The 17,351-nt window shown below is 36.8% G+C and carries 12 protein-coding genes; 3 read left to right on the top strand and 9 right to left on the bottom strand.

Translation table 11 applies throughout. The features are described 5' to 3' along the window. Nucleotides 1-346: 346 nt before the first annotated feature. The gene (locus NG809_RS06265) at nt 347-3,568 is read right to left on the bottom strand and encodes a hypothetical protein (RefSeq protein ID WP_262149046.1); all 3,222 of its coding nucleotides are present in this window, start codon (nt 3,566-3,568) and stop codon (nt 347-349) included. A gap of 197 nt (nt 3,569-3,765) precedes the next feature. Between NG809_RS06265 and NG809_RS06260 the strand changes: the two genes are divergently transcribed. Continuing rightward, nucleotides 3,766-4,515, top strand: a complete 750-nt coding sequence (locus NG809_RS06260) for a T9SS type A sorting domain-containing protein (RefSeq protein WP_262149044.1) — start codon at nt 3,766-3,768, stop codon at nt 4,513-4,515. 324 nt (nt 4,516-4,839) lie between these two features. Here NG809_RS06260 and NG809_RS06255 read toward each other — a convergent pair whose 3' ends face one another. The 8 genes from NG809_RS06255 to NG809_RS06220 all read right to left on the bottom strand — a co-directional run bounded on the left by NG809_RS06255 (nt 4,840) and on the right by NG809_RS06220 (nt 14,468). Next, nucleotides 4,840-7,659, bottom strand: a complete 2,820-nt coding sequence (locus NG809_RS06255) for an aminopeptidase (RefSeq protein ID WP_262149042.1) — start codon at nt 7,657-7,659, stop codon at nt 4,840-4,842. A 259-nt stretch (nt 7,660-7,918) separates the two neighbouring features. After that, complete coding sequence (gene pyrF / locus NG809_RS06250) at nt 7,919-9,277, bottom strand: orotidine-5'-phosphate decarboxylase (RefSeq protein WP_262149040.1); 1,359 nt, start codon at nt 9,275-9,277, stop codon at nt 7,919-7,921. Between the two features lie 131 nt (nt 9,278-9,408). Beyond that, complete coding sequence (locus tag NG809_RS06245; protein ID WP_262149038.1) at nt 9,409-9,750, bottom strand: YkvA family protein; 342 nt, start codon at nt 9,748-9,750, stop codon at nt 9,409-9,411. Nucleotides 9,751-9,872: 122 nt separating this feature from the next. Then, complete coding sequence (locus NG809_RS06240; protein WP_262149036.1) at nt 9,873-10,412, bottom strand: TlpA family protein disulfide reductase; 540 nt, start codon at nt 10,410-10,412, stop codon at nt 9,873-9,875. A 102-nt stretch (nt 10,413-10,514) separates the two neighbouring features. After that, nucleotides 10,515-11,078 carry a thioredoxin family protein gene (locus NG809_RS06235; protein ID WP_262149034.1) on the bottom strand — a complete coding sequence of 188 codons (564 nt, stop codon included), beginning with the start codon at nt 11,076-11,078 and terminating at the stop codon, nt 10,515-10,517. Nucleotides 11,079-11,090: 12 nt separating this feature from the next. Then, nucleotides 11,091-12,161 (bottom strand): chorismate synthase, encoded by a 1,071-nt coding sequence (gene aroC, locus NG809_RS06230; RefSeq protein WP_262149032.1) that lies wholly within the window; start codon nt 12,159-12,161, stop codon nt 11,091-11,093. Nucleotides 12,162-12,203: 42 nt separating this feature from the next. Then, nucleotides 12,204-13,847: an LIC_10190 family membrane protein gene (locus tag NG809_RS06225; protein ID WP_262149030.1), complete on the bottom strand. Its 1,644-nt coding sequence runs from the start codon at nt 13,845-13,847 to the stop codon at nt 12,204-12,206. Between the two features lie 69 nt (nt 13,848-13,916). Then, nucleotides 13,917-14,468, bottom strand: a complete 552-nt coding sequence (locus NG809_RS06220; protein ID WP_262149029.1) for a YMGG-like glycine zipper-containing protein — start codon at nt 14,466-14,468, stop codon at nt 13,917-13,919. A gap of 342 nt (nt 14,469-14,810) precedes the next feature. Between NG809_RS06220 and NG809_RS06215 the strand changes: the two genes are divergently transcribed. Together NG809_RS06215 and ribB are read left to right on the top strand one after the other, a co-directional pair. Beyond that, nucleotides 14,811-15,812, top strand: a complete 1,002-nt coding sequence (locus NG809_RS06215) for an LLM class flavin-dependent oxidoreductase (RefSeq protein ID WP_262149027.1) — start codon at nt 14,811-14,813, stop codon at nt 15,810-15,812. Nucleotides 15,813-16,155: 343 nt separating this feature from the next. Next, nucleotides 16,156-17,277: a 3,4-dihydroxy-2-butanone-4-phosphate synthase gene (ribB, locus tag NG809_RS06210; RefSeq protein ID WP_262149025.1), complete on the top strand. Its 1,122-nt coding sequence runs from the start codon at nt 16,156-16,158 to the stop codon at nt 17,275-17,277. Nucleotides 17,278-17,351: the final 74 nt, after the last annotated feature.

Here is a 17,351-nt window from a genome sequence, read left to right as displayed (position 1 = left end):
GAACCACGAAGTGGTTCAATTTTAGTAGCCGTGGGTGAAACCCATGGGGAAGAACCAAGGTAAATGGGAAAAGAATAAAGTCTAAAATTCGGAAAAAAAAATAATCTACGAGACCTTTAAAGCAAATGCTGGCGTACACTTCAGCAAATCCTCGCCTGCATTTCAAAAATCCTCGCCTGCATTTTGAAAATGCACGCCTGCAATTTTAAACTCATCAGTAAGCATTTCAAAACTCGTCGGAAATCACTTTTAAATTCCTCACAAATCATTTCAAAAATTATCAATAATAGATTTGCCTATATAAAAAAAACTCAAGAACACATGGGAAGGCACAATCCTCTCCAACTCAAAAACTCGCCTTCACCTGCATGCTTCCGATGTGAATCGTACGCTCGCCGGAATTTCTGCCTTCGTAGTTTAAATTTAACTGAAGAAATGAATTTAAGGACTGTTGAATAAACACACTCCAAACCTGGTTTTTGCCTGGCTTCAGACCGTCCAGCATTTGGTTTCCGACGATGCTGAAGCTGTTTCCTGTAAAATCATTATTGATAAATGAAAAATTGGCTCTGATGGAAGTTTTCTTGCGCTCCCACTGTACGGTTCCTGTGATGTCGAAAGCTTTCAGGAGTTCCTCGCCGTCGGTACGCTGCTTTTCACGGTATGCGGATGAGAATTCTGCCTGTACGGCATCGGTAAATTTATAGGTTGCTTTAGGTTTCGTTTCAAAATTATTTAAAATATAATCTCGGGTTGAAAAAAGCTGGGAAGAATTTTTAAGTTCATGCACAGAGTTTTCCCAGTCAATTCTGAATTCTTTGTTAAACCAATAGCCGAGATTCACAAAATGGGATTTCTGCTTTCTTTCTTCGTTGCTGAAGTTGGCGTTGATCAGGTTATTATTTGAAATAAAACGGTAGTTTCCATTCCAGCCGGATTTATCTGTAGGATTAAACTGTACTGAAGATAAAATATTCTGATTCTTTAAAATCTGGTCATCACTTTTCTCAAATGGATTTAAAACTAAAACTTTTTCTCTTTTGAAATACGAGTTTTGGGAATTTAAGGAAACATTGAAATTCCAGCGCTTCAGAAACTTATTTTCAGAATCAAAAACAATTGACGGATTTACAAATAAAGCCAACTGAAGTTTGTTTTTATTGGAAGGCAAATACCTCACGGAATTGGTATAAACCCTGATGTATTGAGCCAAATCGGAGTATTCGGCAATCTCAAATTCATCGAGCTGCTGCACGCCGTCGCCGTTGTAATCGGTCCATTTGTAAACTCCCTGTCCGTCTGTTACTTTAATATACTGAAATTCCCGCTGCGCTTCCTGCCCGTTTCCTAATTCGTAAAAAGCCTGCAATCTCGCACCGTTTCTAAAAAGTTGCTGATTATACAGTATGTTTCCAACCACAAAATCATTGTTTCTGCTCAGGTCTGCAAGGTCAGCAGAATTGAAAAACTTTCTGTAATGAACTAATGCCGTTAAAGTCGTTTTCTCGTTTTTAATCAACTGACTTTCCGCCATAAAACCTAAAATACGGTTGATATTCTGAAGGCTGTTGTCACGCACCGAGTCGTTGTCTCTTAAATAAGCTTTCGTCAAAAGTCTTGTTCTCGCAGAGTCACCAATTTTTTTCTGAACAAAAACTTCTCTCCAACTGAAACTCGTAACATCCATCAGCTGGGTGTTGTTGTAGTATTTTTCGTTGTGTTCCATGCTTCCGCCAACCGTCCAGCTGCCTTTTTTGCCGGTGTATTCAGAAGAAGCGCCGCCACGGATAAATTTCGTGTCCTGCAGTATGGCATTTGTGTTCAGGTACGATAAACTTCCTTTGGTAAAGAATTTATTTTTAATCCATCCGAAATCAAGATCATTTTTAATTCCTTTGTAAGAATCTCTCTCGTCGAGATAATTGAGTCTGTAATTTAAAACAGATTTATTGTTCCATTTATTTAAAAAGCTGAAGATAAAACGGTTTTGCGTTCTGTTGCTGAATTCCTGAGCAAGGTTAAAATCTCTCGAGAATTCAACATCATTGATTCGGTCTAAAATTCTGAACTGCTTATCGATGTACTGATACTCAAAGCTCGGCGTTCCCTTCCAGTTTTTTTTACCAAATGTTTTGTTCCCGAAAACTCTTCCCGCATATCCAATATTTTTATCTGCATCTTTTGATGAAAAAAGATTGATATCGTAATTGCTTAAAGAAAAGTCAGCCCCGATTTTACCGTCTTTTAATAGGAATTCAGAGTTCATGGTATAGACCTGAGATTTTTCCGGAGCAGGAAGTTTTCTCACGGCACGGTAATCTCCCATATTCGGACCTACATATTGGAAAACACGGCCGTTGTTGGTGGTTTGTGCAATTTTGTAATCTCCGAGATTGGCTCCGAAATAAGTGAATGAAAGTGTAAACAATACCTCATTTACATCGGTAGAAAACTGGTAGAAGTTTCCGTTGGGATCCTGCACCAGACGGTAGAGAATTTTATTAACGTCGTATTCTGTCTGCACAGCTGAAGGTGCATACATCAGATTGGGGTCATTTCCCGCATCGGCGAGAATTTTCTCGTCTTCTTTGGATAAATTTAAAGCTAGAGGAGCATTTTTGTTGTCATTCTCCATAAACCAGTTCAGCCCGATACGCATTTTTTCCCTTTTGTGTTCTACTTTTCCTGTGAAAAGGTATCGGGAATAATTTCGGTTGGTATAGTTATAGGAAATGGTAATAAAATTCTGCTGGAAGATGGGTCTGAAACTGGTAAACGTCACCTCGCCGGTATTATAATTAATCACATAATCCTGATTTTCACCTCTCTTCATCAAAATACCGTCGATAAAAACCTGCTCCGAACCGGAAATTAAAGTAATAAACTGTTCACCGTTTTTTCCGGTAAGACGGTATGGCCCCTGATTTCCTTCCGCACCCTGAAAACGGATTCTGTGAAATTCACTTCGGGCAACACCCATGGAAATGTCGGTAAAAGTTTTATTTTCTTTCCCAAATTCAGTCTGAAACTGAAGTCCCATGCTTCGCCGCTGGTATTTTGCAAAATAGTTTTTGTTGTCTACTAAATCCAAATGTCCCGCTCTCAGGATAGATTTATCCTTAATATTAAGCTGCATGTAGATTTTGTCGAATTCTTCAAGCGTTTGCGTGTATCCGTCAGCCTGAATGGGAAGATTATGATCTGAAATACTAGCCAGAATGGTCACATCTTTAGAAAGTTTTCCTGAAATCTGCAGATCCATGGAACTTTGAACAGACTGCCCCTGATTATTCCCAAAAGTGATCCCTCGAATAATGGAACCTTTGGAGTTTAATTCTCCCAAAAATCTTGACTTATCATTCTTTGCCAAAACAGCTTCATCGATGATAATTCTGTTTTTGGTTTTCACAAAATCCATCGTGTCTTTTGTAAAAAGATCGCGGCTGAGTCTTGTAAAAATAACGCTGTCTGTTTTCGCGGCCAGTGCGCTGTCAGATTTTATAGAATCTTTGGGGAGGTTGGGGTTTTTCCACGTGAATATCTGAGCATTACCCGTAAATAATCCCATAATAACCAACACAAAAGTGATATAATAGCTGCGCAACCCCTCTCAGAAATAAGTTGTAAAAGTAACTAAAAAATCAGTACAATTCTTTTATTAGCATTATTAACAATTTATTAATCTCTTTATTGTGTTATGTGTAATTTTAGCATTAATTTTGTAGTGTAAATTATTAATAATTAAAATAATTAAATTTTTAAGTCATGAAAAAAATCTATTCTTTATTCGCTGTAGTAGCATTTTCTACTGTAGCTTTGGCTCAAGGAGCTGAAAACTTTGATTCACGAAGTACAACATCCGGTACTGGATATACTACTGCAACATTTTCAGGAGATGCAGGAACAACATGGGATCTTGCTGATGGGCGTATGGTAGCTGCGGGTAATGCTGATATAACTATTTCGGGAGTTACAACATTAATCAGACAAGGTGCAGGCGGTCAAACTATAACTTTTCCAAATGGAGTTGGAACCCTTAATTTTCAGTACAGAAAAGGTTTTACATCAGGTACTACAAGAACAATTCAGGTCTATGTAGATGGGGCCATGGTTAATGAAACTCCGGGATTCGGTACTGGAACGGGATCTCAACCAACGGTTTATGATTATTCGTACGCAATTAATTCAAGTGCTTCCGTAGTTGTACGTGTAGCTGCTACAGGAGCTCAGGTTTCTATAGATAACTTTTCTTGGACAGCTCCTGGCTCATTAGCAGTAGCAGATTTCAAAAAAGTTAATCCAAACTTCATCAAAAACACTTTAGTGAAAAACGAAATCGTTTTCGGTTCTGATGTAAAAGATCTTAAAGTGTATACTTTATCCGGAGCTATCGTTAAAACTGGTGATGTGAAAAACGGATCTACTTTAAACGTTGCTGAACTGGCAAAAGGAAACTATATCGTAACGGGTATTGTAAACAATGAGCCGGTTTCTCAGAAAATCTTGAAAGACTAATTTTAGTTAAGATATAAACAGGAAACAGCTGCAGAAATGCAGCTGTTTTTTTATGCTTACAAAAAGAATAGCAATCTTGGAAAAGTTTGATCTTTTTATGAGAAAGCTTATTACACGACTGCATTAAACTTTCTCACGTTCCGGCAAGGGTGTTGCCAGGGTGCGACAGGCTTGTAAGGTTTCCGGCAAAGCTGTTGCAGGGGTGCAGGAAGCTTTCCGGAAGGTTGTTTTCTAACTTTCAGACTTGTAAGGTGTTTTCTTGAGATTTGCACAAAAATTTACAGAGTAAATAATGAAGGTGACTTTTGTATTTTCAAAAATGGTTTAATACCAACCTCTCCTCGCAGCATTTATAATTGTTCCAAGATTTAAAATCAAAGTATAACGTATTCTTTTGCCATAATCTTTGAAGCCCGGTTCAAAGCCTAAACTCGACTGTACCGGAAGATATACTTCAAGAAAATCAGGGATCACACGTACTTTCAGACCCGAATCCCAGATGAATTTTGGATCGAAGTTTTTGTTTTTATATACGCCTGCATCAGCGTAAACGTGTATCATTTTCCATACACTCGTATCAAGATTAAAAGAAGTAATCCATTGATTAACGGAGCCTGGGATTAATGACTTAAAACCTCCGTCTGCCAAAACATACTGTTGGGAAAGCAGTCCTTCCGTGGCACTTTGACCTAAGAGATTGTATGAAAATGAGTAATCTGAAACTCTTGAGATCCCGTAATTGAAGGTGTTGTTTCTGGTTTCGTTTCTCGCAAAATATCCGGCAAAAAGTCTTAGGCTCAGCTTTTGTCTTGGGGCGAATTCCCAGCGATAGAAAGCTTCAGCGGTGATTTTGTTAAAATCTTCCATCCCCTGCGTGCTGATGCTCATGCTTTTTTCGTGAATCATCTGGTTGTCGGTATAGCCATAACCTACGCTCCACAAATTATATTTATCGTAATCGCGGTTGGCAATCATTTTTAGGCTCAAATCTCTTTGATAATAATTGTAAGACAAAGCCAATCCTCTGCTTACGGTACTTCTCGGAGGTTTCTGAAAACTTATCCCTGCCGATGCCGAGGCTCTGGAATATGCCAGCTCATAATCATAATGGAAATGGGCAGCAGAAACTCCGAAAGTTAAAGCTCTGATAAAACTTTCAGCAGGTAAAAAAGAATAGGAGACACCGCCCGAACCTACCATTTTTCCGGTTCCTGTGCTGTAATAAGGTGTTACGGAATAGGCAAATTTCTGGTCGAAAAGAGATTCGTTTCTAAAGTTCATCCCAAGAAGAAACTTGTCGTAAGCATTGCTGAAACGCACTCTCGGATTTAAATATATTTCATTAAACTCAGGATTCGGAATGTCTTTGATGAGTTTAAATTTGATCTTTTTTGAATTGGAGAATATACCTTTTGTGTAAAGATAATTGTCTCTGTAATTGGGCTCCGGAAAGATGTAGCCGTTGTTCAGCGTGATTTTATAAAGATCATCTGCCGGAATTTCGAAGGTTTTCAGCCTTTCATTTTTCTCCGTTTCCACCCAATACGATTTTCTGGAACCGTCACGGTTTTCTGTTTCAAGTTTTACAGGAATGGCTTCTGAAGTATTTTTTACAATCCGAACTTCCAGAGCTTCGTCTTTTTTAGCTCTGAAATTTTTCAGTCTGAAATTATCACGGTTTTTCTGTTTTAAAAAATCACTGAAATAAGCTGAAGATTTCTCTTTTTCAGCCAGATCTTTCAGAAAATCTTCGGGATTGATCTGAGTGTCTGTATTTTCTGAGATGTAATTTTTAACCAAATCATTAAACTGATTTTCCCCCATTTTATCGGCAGTGTAACTGAAAAGGCTTCCAGTTTCAAAATTGGAAATCGCCATATCGTTGAAGTTGCTCAGCTCCGAAAACTTTTCACCAATTTTCTGATCGAGATTCTGCGTCATGATGTACTGATATGCCAAACCATAGCGATCAAGCAGTTTTACTTCTGAAGCATGAAAAAACTTTACAGGTTTAATTCCCAGAACTTTAGTTTCGGTGAGATTTCCCAGAAGTTTCGCATCACGGTAAAATTTCTTTAAATACTGAATTTCAAGATAGGATTTCAGTCCGTTTTTGAACCAGTGATGATTCTGCTTGTCGGCAATGATTTTTTCGTCTAAAACTTTTTTAGAAACGATTCCAAAATAGTCCTGATCTGCTTTTTCAGCGTCTGTGAAAAGTTTAAAATTAAATATCCAGAATTTGATATCATTGTTTCCAAAGAAGTCTTCTTTAGCCCTGAATTTTTCAGAAATAAAAAGCCTTTCGGGAATAGTCCCGATTCTGTCTTCTATAAATTTAAGTTGCAGCGGAAGGAAAAATTCAAGATTCTGTTTTTCCTGCTCACTGATGTTGTAACCGAGTTTGATTTCTGTTTTAAAACTGTCTGAACCAATATTTAAAACAGGAAATTTGTCTTTCGAAATAATGAATTCCGGATCAGAATCCAGATAGCCTTCAAACGAATTACCGGCGGTCTGATCAAGATTTCCCTGCGCATGAAATTCTGTTGGCAGATTCAAATCAATCTTCCAAAAGGTGTTGAAATTAACAGATTCCTCAATATCGAGATAATTCCGGCTTAGATTATTTTCTTTGTCAAAATGATCGGGAACGATGAAGAAATATTTCAGCGAAGTATTAATATCGGAAGTCCCGTAACCCGTAAATTTTTTATCAGGAAGCTGAAGTTTATATTTTAAATTTAAAACAATTTCTTCTCCGGCTTTTAGAGGATTTTGAAGTGGTAAATAGAGATTTTCAGTTTCTTTTTTTTCAATTAAAAAGTTCTGATCATCTTTGGTAATGCTCAGTTCAAGTAATTTTCCGAGTTCGTCCTGTTTTGCAAAATGAAGTTTGTTGTTCCGGTCTTCCAGTTTTCTGTAGACCAAAGCGGTTTTGCGGTTGTTGTAAGCGGCAATCCAGTTGAGAAGTTTCAGGCTGTTGAGATCTTTATCGGAGTGATTATGGTACACAATTCTTTGCTCAACGTCAAGTGTTTTTCGGTCTTCAGAAAGTTTAGCACTGATAAAAATACTGTCTTTCTGTGCAGAAATCTGTACAAACCCTAAAAACGAAATAATAACGATGCTGAACTTTTTCAAAATGGCTGATAAAGCATCAAATATAACGTATTTTAGATTTAAATGTAATCATATTTTAAATTAATTTTCAGTCTGAAAAGAACTGTTATTTATTCACAAAAGTCTGTTTTTTTAAGGTCGAAAAGTTTCATCTTTATAAAAATGAGATTTTGATGTCGCCCTTTCATTGCTTTTTCTAACTGAATGATACGAAAAACACAGGGCATTACCCTGTGCTGTTGATTTCGCTCTTTCGGAGCTTATGATATGCAATGTATTGTTACAAAGAATCCTGATATGCTTTCCAGCCTTCGTTTTTATACGTAAGCGCTGCTTCTTCAGGGTTTTCAGATTTATAAATTCCTCTTCCTACAATAATGAAATCTGTGTGAAGTGTTTTAAAGACGTGCTCCGGCGTGTTGTACTGCTGTCCTTTTCCGTCTCCTGAATCTGCTAAATTCACTCCGGGAGTAAAGAGCAATATTTCATCCGGCAACTGGTTTTGAGAAACTCCACCAATCACGTTGGGATGCGAAGCCGCCACTTTCAGAGCTTCTTCACGGTATGCACTTGTAGTTAAAGTTCCTTTTGAAGACATTCCGATGATGGCAACAACACCAACATTTTTAAAGCAATCTAACGATTCGTAACCGCCAATCACCTGAGAAGTAACAAAGTCTGCCCAATCTGTAATTTTGAAAACCCCGCTTGTAAACTGAAGTTCCTGTGTGTTTCCAATGTCAGCAAATTTGCGGTCTTCCATCAAAAGAAAACGGTGTTTTTGCGCCAAAGCTTTTAATGGAACGATGGTTTTTTCGTAATCGAAATCTGAAATGATGTCGATGTGTGTTTTTAAAGCGATCACGTGTGGTCCCACTTTTTCAGCCAAAGCCAAAAGTTCGTCAGTCGTTGTTACATCAGCTGATGCGATAAGATTTGATTCTTTTGCCAAAGCTGTTTCCAACAATTTTTTAGAAACAGAATGCTGTGCATTTTCAAATTTTTCCTGATAAGAAAGTCTCTTTTTCTCATCAAACTGAATGTGGTTTCCTTTCAAAAAGTCCTGAATTCTTTTCACTTCATCATCAGAAAGTTCACCTTCTTCCTGAAGAATAGTACAAACTTCCGAGATATTGAAAAGGGTATGAACTTTAAATCCTTTGCTTTCCAAAAGCTGTTTTCCGCCCTGTTCACGGTCTAAAACCACAATAATATCGGCAACCTTCAGGTCTTCATTTTCTACTTCGGCAATGGTTTCAATCAAAGATTTGCCTGATGTAATTACGTCTTCCACCAAAAGACAGTTTTGTCCTTTCTGGTAAATTCCTTCGATCAGTTTTTTGGTTCCGTAATTTTTTGCCTCTTTTCTTTTAATAATTAATGGAATATAACTTTCAAGAGACATCGCCGTAGCCATAGGAAGTGCAGCGTAAGGAACACCGCAAATCAGATCAAAATTATCCAGCGGAAGCATTTCCAAAAGATAGTTGGCGAGGTTTTTAAGGATTTTCGGGTCTGATGCCAATGGTCTTAAATCTACATAAAACGGACTTTCGATACCGCTTTTCAAAGTAAATCTTCCAAATTTGATGATTCCCAGCTTGTAGCATTCTAAAAAGAATTCTTTCTTACTTTCCATTAATTTTTTATTAGATTCTGCAAATTTAAGGATTTGAATTTTAAATGACGACCCGCTCAGCCGTTTCACGATCATTTATTTTAAAATTAAAAAAGTCATTTCCCTTTTTAAGAAAATGACTTTCTGAGTTATTATTTTACGATCTCAGCGTCGATAATTTTAGTTTCGCCCAATCTCCTTTCGGCTTCCCAAAGAAGAAATTTATCTACTTCCCGAATGAGTTTAGGAATCGCGAGCGACAAAATCGCCAAATCATCCATTACGCCAACCACAGGAAAAATAAAATCAGGAATTAAATCTATCGGAGAAATGACGTAAAGTAAACCCAACATAGGTAAAATTACATCAATTGATCTCATGGGATACATTCCCTTTCTCCAGAATTTCACCATTCGGAAAATATCCGGAATCTTTTTTATAAAGCCTTTGTGGCGAATTGCTTCTTTAGCAAGATGAAGTTTAGAATATTTCATTTTGTGTTTGTTTTAATTCAACACTTTTACAATTCGCAAATTCTGTACCAGCAAATAATAAAAAGTGTTAAGATTTTGTGGTCTAAAATACACATTATTAGATACTAAAAACTGTATTGGGATTATTTGATAATATTGTCGATAAACTGATGTACCGTTTCGGCATCCCAGTTGGTCGCCGCATCTTCTTTAATGATAATTCTTCCTGTTTTGTCCAGCAAAAATGTAGTTGGAAAAGCCTTTGGTAAAAGTTTTTCAGAAATCGGACTTTGGGCAATGTAAACAGGAACGGTGTAGTTGTTTTCTTTTAAGAATTTTCTTACAGCATCTTCCTGATCGTTCATTGCAATCAAAACAAAATCCACATGACCTTTTCTGCCGTCATACAGTTTCTGGATAGAAGGCCATTCTTTACGACACGGCGGACACCACGTTCCCCAAAAATTCAGAAACATCGGTTTGTCTTTGAAGTTTTTAAGATTGGTACTTGCTACATTAATTCCTTTTAATTCAACATCATAATCTTCGGGAGCGATGTGTACCGCTTTTTCAATTGCAGCCACCGGAAAAAATGCTTCTTTCAGTTTAAGCTGAAGACCTGGAATAAAAAAGATGCAACCCAGAATTACGAGAATGACGATATAAATAATATTTTTTTTCATATGTACTTATTTATTGTTTTTTTGGTCATATGCAATCGCTTTGTCTTAAATCAGATGGCTGTTTTGTAAAGTAGGCGATTTTATATTTAATTTTTCTGTAATTTACAGTAATTCAAGGATTTCTGCAACAGCATCTTTGCCTCTGTTTTTAGCGTAATAAAGCTGCAGATCATTGTAGAAAGTCTCTCTCGGATACGCTTCGGGATCAGCCTTAAATTTAAGTAAAAGCTCATGCCCGAATTTTGGACGCGGTCCCCACGAATTTTTCACACTAAAATCTTCATTTAAAATTAAAACTTTAGGAATCGATTCTGTACCATTTGTCAAAAACTGATTAATAAGACTTTTATCGCTGTCTCTCAGGAATATTTTTACCTCATTTTTTCCTTCAAAAAACTTCACCAAAGCCGGAACCGTTGCACTTGCGTCGCCGCACCATGCTTCAGAGATAATTAAAATTTTTCCTTTAAAATTTTTTGACTCCAAAGTTTGAAGCTGCTCTTCATCCGGTGTATATTTTTTCCACGTTCTATCGATGCGTTGAAGCCCGAGTTCGTAGTATTGTTTATATTCTTTTTCCTGTTCATTTGCAGGATTTTCAAGTCTTTGTTTTGCGATTTGCACATATTCTTCGAAAGAAATGGCGTTGTCCCAGTAATTTTTCATTACTAATTTATATTAAAAATTGTTGATGTTTCTTGTTTTGTTAATCAGATAGAGGTCGGCAAGTACGAAAGCTGCAAGGGCTTCCACCACGGGAACTGCTCGCGGCAGAACGCAGGCATCATGTCTCCCTTTTCCTTCCACAATTACTTTTTCGCCACTTCTATTCACACTTTCCTGAGGCTTTAAAATGGTAGCAACAGGTTTAAAAGCGACTCTGAAATAAATATCCATTCCATTGGAAATTCCACCCTGAATTCCTCCTGAAAGATTGGATTTTGTTGAAAAATCTTCGTTAAAGAGATCGTTGTGCTCTTTGCCTGTCATTTTTGCACCACAAAAACCGCTGCCATATTCAAAACCTTTACAGGCATTGATGTTGAGCATTGCTTTTGCCAGCTCAGCCTGTAATTTAGAGAAAACAGGTTCGCCAATTCCTGCAGGAACATTTTTGATAACACAGGTGATTGTTCCACCGATGGTGTTGCCTTCTTTTTTGATTTCTTTAATTTTTGAAATCATTTTTTCGGCAGTTTCAGCATCGGGACAACGGACTTCATTGCTTTCGGTTTTAGAAAAATCCAAAGCCTGATAAGGTTTTTCGCAGAAAATTTCTCCTACCGAAGAAACGTATGCGTCAATTTCAAATTCAGGTAAAAGCTGTTTTGCCAAAGCTCCTGCTACAACCCAGTTGATGGTTTCACGAGCAGAAGATTTTCCACCGCCACGGTAATCTCTGATTCCAAATTTTTGGTCATACGTGAAATCAGCATGACTCGGGCGATAAGAATTGGCGATATGATCGTAATCTTTTGACTTTTGATTTTCATTTTCGATGGTGAAACCAATCGGTGTTCCTGTGGATTTTCCTTCAAAAATTCCTGATAGAAATTGTACGGTATCGCTTTCTTTTCTTTGCGTTACAATTGCCGACTGGCCAGGCTTTCTGCGGTCAAGTTCTGCCTGAATTTTTTCTAAACTGATCTCTACGCCTGCCGGAAAATTATTGATAATTCCACCGTAAGCTGCGCCATGACTTTCCCCGAAGGAAGTGAGGCTGAGAAGATTTCCTAAGCTGTTAAACATAGTACAAAATTACCGAAATTTATTCAGATAAGAAAAAGCGGATCAGGGTTGCTGATAGTTGTTTTTTATGACTTTTATAGCGTTGTCCAATTCATTGTGTTCTTTTGCGTCGATTTTTTTCCAGATAAATCCTTCACTTATGTTCTCAGGATTTTTCAATTGAGGAAATATTCCAAGTTTTTGATAATCAAACATAAAACCCTCCGAGATGGCTGGTGCAGGAGTTTCGTAATTAAAAGGATATTTTTTTGAAACTTTAAAATTTAAATTTCCCACTTTAAAACTGTCATATTCAGTGTGAAAGTATTCTGCAGGTTTGTACAGTTGTGATATTTCAAACTTTGCCATTGTATTTCCGAGTCTGAAACTTGGTACGAGATATTTTAAAATTTCAGGATTAATCAGAAAGCTCAAAGTAGCTAAACTTCCGGCTGAGAACATAAAAACTGAGAATTTTCTGATGTTTGAAGTATAAAAAATTGCAATAAATATTACAGGATATACTTCCATAAAAAAGCGGTATTGTGCAGAAAATGAAAGAATTAGAATTGATTTTAAAAGCAAAGAACCGAATAAAATATAATGTTTTTTCTCTTTTTTTATTAATGTAAAAACTCCATAAAATAATAAAGAAACAATCAATCCGATATTAAATATTGATTTAACTCCCGAAATAAAAAGCCAGTTGGTGATTTTTTCTTTAAAACTAAAATTTTTGATTTGTTCTAAAGAATATTGAGCGTCGTAGGTTTTTAAAACCGCGTATTCAGAGCTTTGTCTCATCATTTCAGGATTTGGTTTCCATGGAAAATTTAAATCGAAAACAGTGATTGGGAAAACAGGATACCCGAAAATCCAAATGTTTTTGATGATAAAAAGACTTAAAACAAACGTGCCTGAAAGTATTATTTTTAAAGACATTTCCTTTCTCAGAACCATAATCAGAAACACAAAAACCGGAAGCCAGATCATTGTCGGTTTAATTGTGAAAATAAAAATACTGAATGCAAGAAATCCGGAATTAATCTGTGTTTTAGTCAATATCTCATGAACAACAATCAATGAAAAAACATAAGCAGGCAAATCCGGACTTGGAGATTGCAGGAAAAAGAGAAATATCGGGAAAAATGCCAGATGAACCCAGTTTTTATTTTCAAAAATATAAATAAGATAAGTGACAGCAACTAACAGATTGATCCTTAAAAAAGGATCGGAAAAATGTGAAAATCCCGTCTGGAAAATATGCCACGCAGACATTTGACCCAATGTAAGATCCAGATTTGAAATTCCTTTGATCATACCAAACTCAGATAGCCACCTGATCGTAGGAATGTAATACCCGAAATGATCCAAAATGAAAGGGTAGAAGCTTGCACAGGCGACACAGATGATTGCTGATGCAAAAAAAGCCCAACCTGCATTTTTAAAAAAAGTAAATAATTTATGATAAGATTTTTCTTTAACGAAATATGACAGTCCGATACACAAGATGGTTGCTTCAATGTAAATATTGATGCCGAAAAAAAATGCAGTTACAGTTAAAATCAAGCTTAAAAACAGTATTCCCGATAAAATTTTCCCTGAAATACCTCCTGTTAAATTGAAGCGAAAAGATTTTTCGGCAATTAAACCCCATCCAATCAGTGTGGGTAGAAGTAGAATGAGGGATAAAATGAGTAAAAGCATAAAAAAAGATTGCTTAAAAATAAGCAATCTTTAGTTAAAAAAATATATAAAAGTGTTTTGGTTGGCTGATTATCTTGGTTGCACACGACCATCTTTTCTGTCTCCTGATCTACCAATGGTATAACCTGTTGCACCACCGACTACACCGCCGATTACTGCACCGAGACCTCTGTTTTTCTTACTGATGATGGCACCCGCTGCGGCTCCACCTACGGTACCAATGATTGTACCTTTGGCTGCTTTACTCATACCTTTCTTCTGAGTTGTACCCTGTGATGATGTACCGGAACCGTTACTTGCAACTGCTCCTGAAGAAGATCCTGATGACGGACTGTTTCTATAAATTGTTCGTGTTTCACGGATTACCTGAGGTTTTGCAGCCGCTGCAGCTGCTACAGCCGCTTCCTGTTTTTCAATTTCAGCAAGGCTGTCAGATCTTTTTTGAGCTTCATAAGCCATTCTCTCTTTTTCGATAGCTAACTTCTGTTTTTCAATCTCAAGTTGTCTTGACTGAAATTCAAGTTTTTGCTGTTCAAGAGTTTGCTCGGCAATTTTATCGTCTTTTTTACAGGCTGTGAACAAGAAAACTGATAACAAACCTGATACTATAATCTTTTTCATAACGCAAATTTTATATTCAAAATCATTTGAATGTTTATACCAGCATAATTTCAATTATGAAGCCAAAATAAAGTTAAAGAATGTTAAAATGGAATATGGTACCTTAAACACGTGTTTATCAACTGTATTTAAAGGGAATTTATTTCTGAAATGTTTTTAGTTTTCTCTTGAAAATTTATTTTTAATAGCTTTTTCCACAACACGACAATCAATTCATTCAATTACAAAAAGTAACTAATGAATTTTATTAGCTTTAAATTTGTTTAAGTTTTAAACTTATATTCAAAATAATCAATTTTTAAAGGAGATTGAATTTCACTTTTAAAGAACAAATATTTAAATATGAAACATTTCGAAATATCCGTGCTTGACTTAGCCCCCGTAAAACAAGGCAAAACCATTCACGATACTTTTCAGGACAGTTTGTCTTTGGCCAACTTCGCTGAAAATTTAGATTATAAAAGATTCTGGCTTGCTGAACATCACAATATGGAAAGCATTGCCAGTTCTGCAACTTCAGTACTGATTGGTTTTATCGCCAACGGAACAAAAAAAATAAGAGTCGGTTCAGGTGGAATTATGCTTCCCAATCACAGTTCGCTCGTTATAGCCGAACAGTTCGGAACTTTAGAATCACTTTTCCCCGGAAGAATTGATTTGGGTCTGGGAAGAGCTCCCGGAACCGATGGATTGACGGCTCAGGCATTGGGGCGAAATCCTGCAATTATTAACGAACAGTTTCCGAGACAGATTTTGGAATTACAGAAATATTTTTCCAAAGAAAATTCAAATGCTTTGGTTCGTGCGATTCCGGGTGAAGGTTTGGATATTCCAATGTATATTCTCGGTTCGAGTACAGACAGCGCGTGGCTGGCTGCAGAATTGGGATTGCCTTACGCTTTTGCCGGACATTTTGCTCCAGAACAAATGGATATGGCGTTTAAAATTTACAGAGAACACTTCGAGCCTTCGAAATATTTGGATAAACCTTTTGTTTTGGCTTGTGTGAATGGAGTTGCCGCAGAAACTTCTGAGGAAGCTCATTTTCTTTCTACGACATTGTTTCAGGCATTCATCAACATCATCAGAAACGACAGAAAGCCTTTTCCGGCGCCGGTTGAAGATATGGATGCGATTTGGTCAGCCATGGAAAAGTCTATGGTTTTACAGAAATTAAAATTCAGTTTTATTGGAAATCAGGATGAAGTTGCTGAACAGATCAAAAACTTTCAGGAAAAATATCAGGTGGATGAACTGATGATTAATTCTCACATTTACGATCACCAAAAACGTTTGGAATCTTACAATATTATTAAAAAAGCTACAGACTCTTTAGTTGGATAACACATAAGTCACAGAGAGTTTTTTTTAGCTTGAAAATATTTTAGAACACATCAGAGAAAAAATCAAAGATTTTTGGGTGGGAGTGTTTAAAGTCGGTTTGTGAGATTTCACAATTAGAATGATTCTTCTCTGTAATATTAGGAACCTCTCCGTTGCATTGATCATTAATGAAAATCTTTGATTTTCAAATCTTATGTGCTCTAAAATATTTTCAATATTTACAACTGAAACTAATGTGACTCATGTGTCAAAACAATACTGTAGATTAAAGAAATTATAAACCGCCGTTAATAATTGTTGATGCTTATTTTATTGAGTATCTTTGCGAAAATTCAAAGTAAAAATGTCAGATATTAAATTAAATACTATTCCAGAGGCGATTGAAGATCTCAAAAATGGTAAAATAATCATAGTCGTAGACGATGAAGACAGAGAAAATGAAGGTGACTTTCTTTGTGCTGCCGAGCTTACAACACCAGCCTTGATCAACTTCATGGCAGTTCACGGAAGAGGTTTGATCTGTATGCCACTTCCTGAAAAAAGATGTGATGAATTAGGATTGGACGTGATGGTAAGCCGCAGCAGCGATCCTAAAGAAACTGCTTTCACCGTTTCTGTTGACCTTTTGGGTGACGGAACTTCTACCGGAATTTCGGCAGGTGACAGAGCGAAAACGATATTAGCTTTGATGGATGAAAAGTCCAAGCCGACAGATTTCATGCGTCCGGGTCACATTTTCCCGCTTCGTGCTAGAAAAGGTGGTGTTTTGAAAAGAGCCGGTCACACTGAGGCTGCGATTGATTTAACTTGTCTGGCAGGTTTAAAAGAAGGTGGTGTCATCTGTGAAATCATGAACGAAGACGGTTCTATGTCACGTTTGCCGGATTTGCAGGTCTTCGCACAAAAGCATGATATGAAAATCGTTTCTATTGAAGATTTGATTCATTATCAGCTTAAAAAAGGTAATTTAATTGAAAGAATTGAAGAAAGAGAAGTGAAAACGGCTTACGGAGATTTTCATTTCTGCGCGTTCAGGGAAACGTCTAACGACCAGATTCACTTCGCGTTAACGAAAGGATCCTGGACGGTTGATGAGCCTGTTTTAGTAAGAGTTCAGTCTTCTGATTCTTATTTTGACGTTTTGACGAGACTGAACAATGGTGAAAAACCTCAGCTGGAAAAAGTAACTTCGATGATTAACGAAGCCGGAAAAGGAGCGATTATTTTCATCAATAATGTTTCGAATTCTGAAAATACTTTAAGAAAATTACAGCAGTTCCTCAATTATCAGGACGGTCAGCAAAAACATCCGACGGCTGCATTCAATTACAGAGATTACGGTATCGGAACTCAGATTTTAAAGAATTTAGGAATTAATAAATTCAGAGTAATCACTCAAAATCCTGACGTAAAACCACAAGTTGGAGGTTATGATGTTGAGGTGACGGAGATGGTTCAGCTTTAAAATAGTGAATTGTCAATGGTGAATTCACTTCGTTGTCAATTTTTGATCGTTTTCAAATTCACTTGCGAAGCAAA

The organism is Chryseobacterium foetidum, from assembly GCF_025457425.1.
In the GTDB taxonomy this organism is placed as follows: domain Bacteria; phylum Bacteroidota; class Bacteroidia; order Flavobacteriales; family Weeksellaceae; genus Chryseobacterium; species Chryseobacterium foetidum.
Note: the sequence above shows the minus strand (reverse complement) of the source record. Positions and strands in the feature narration are given on the sequence as shown.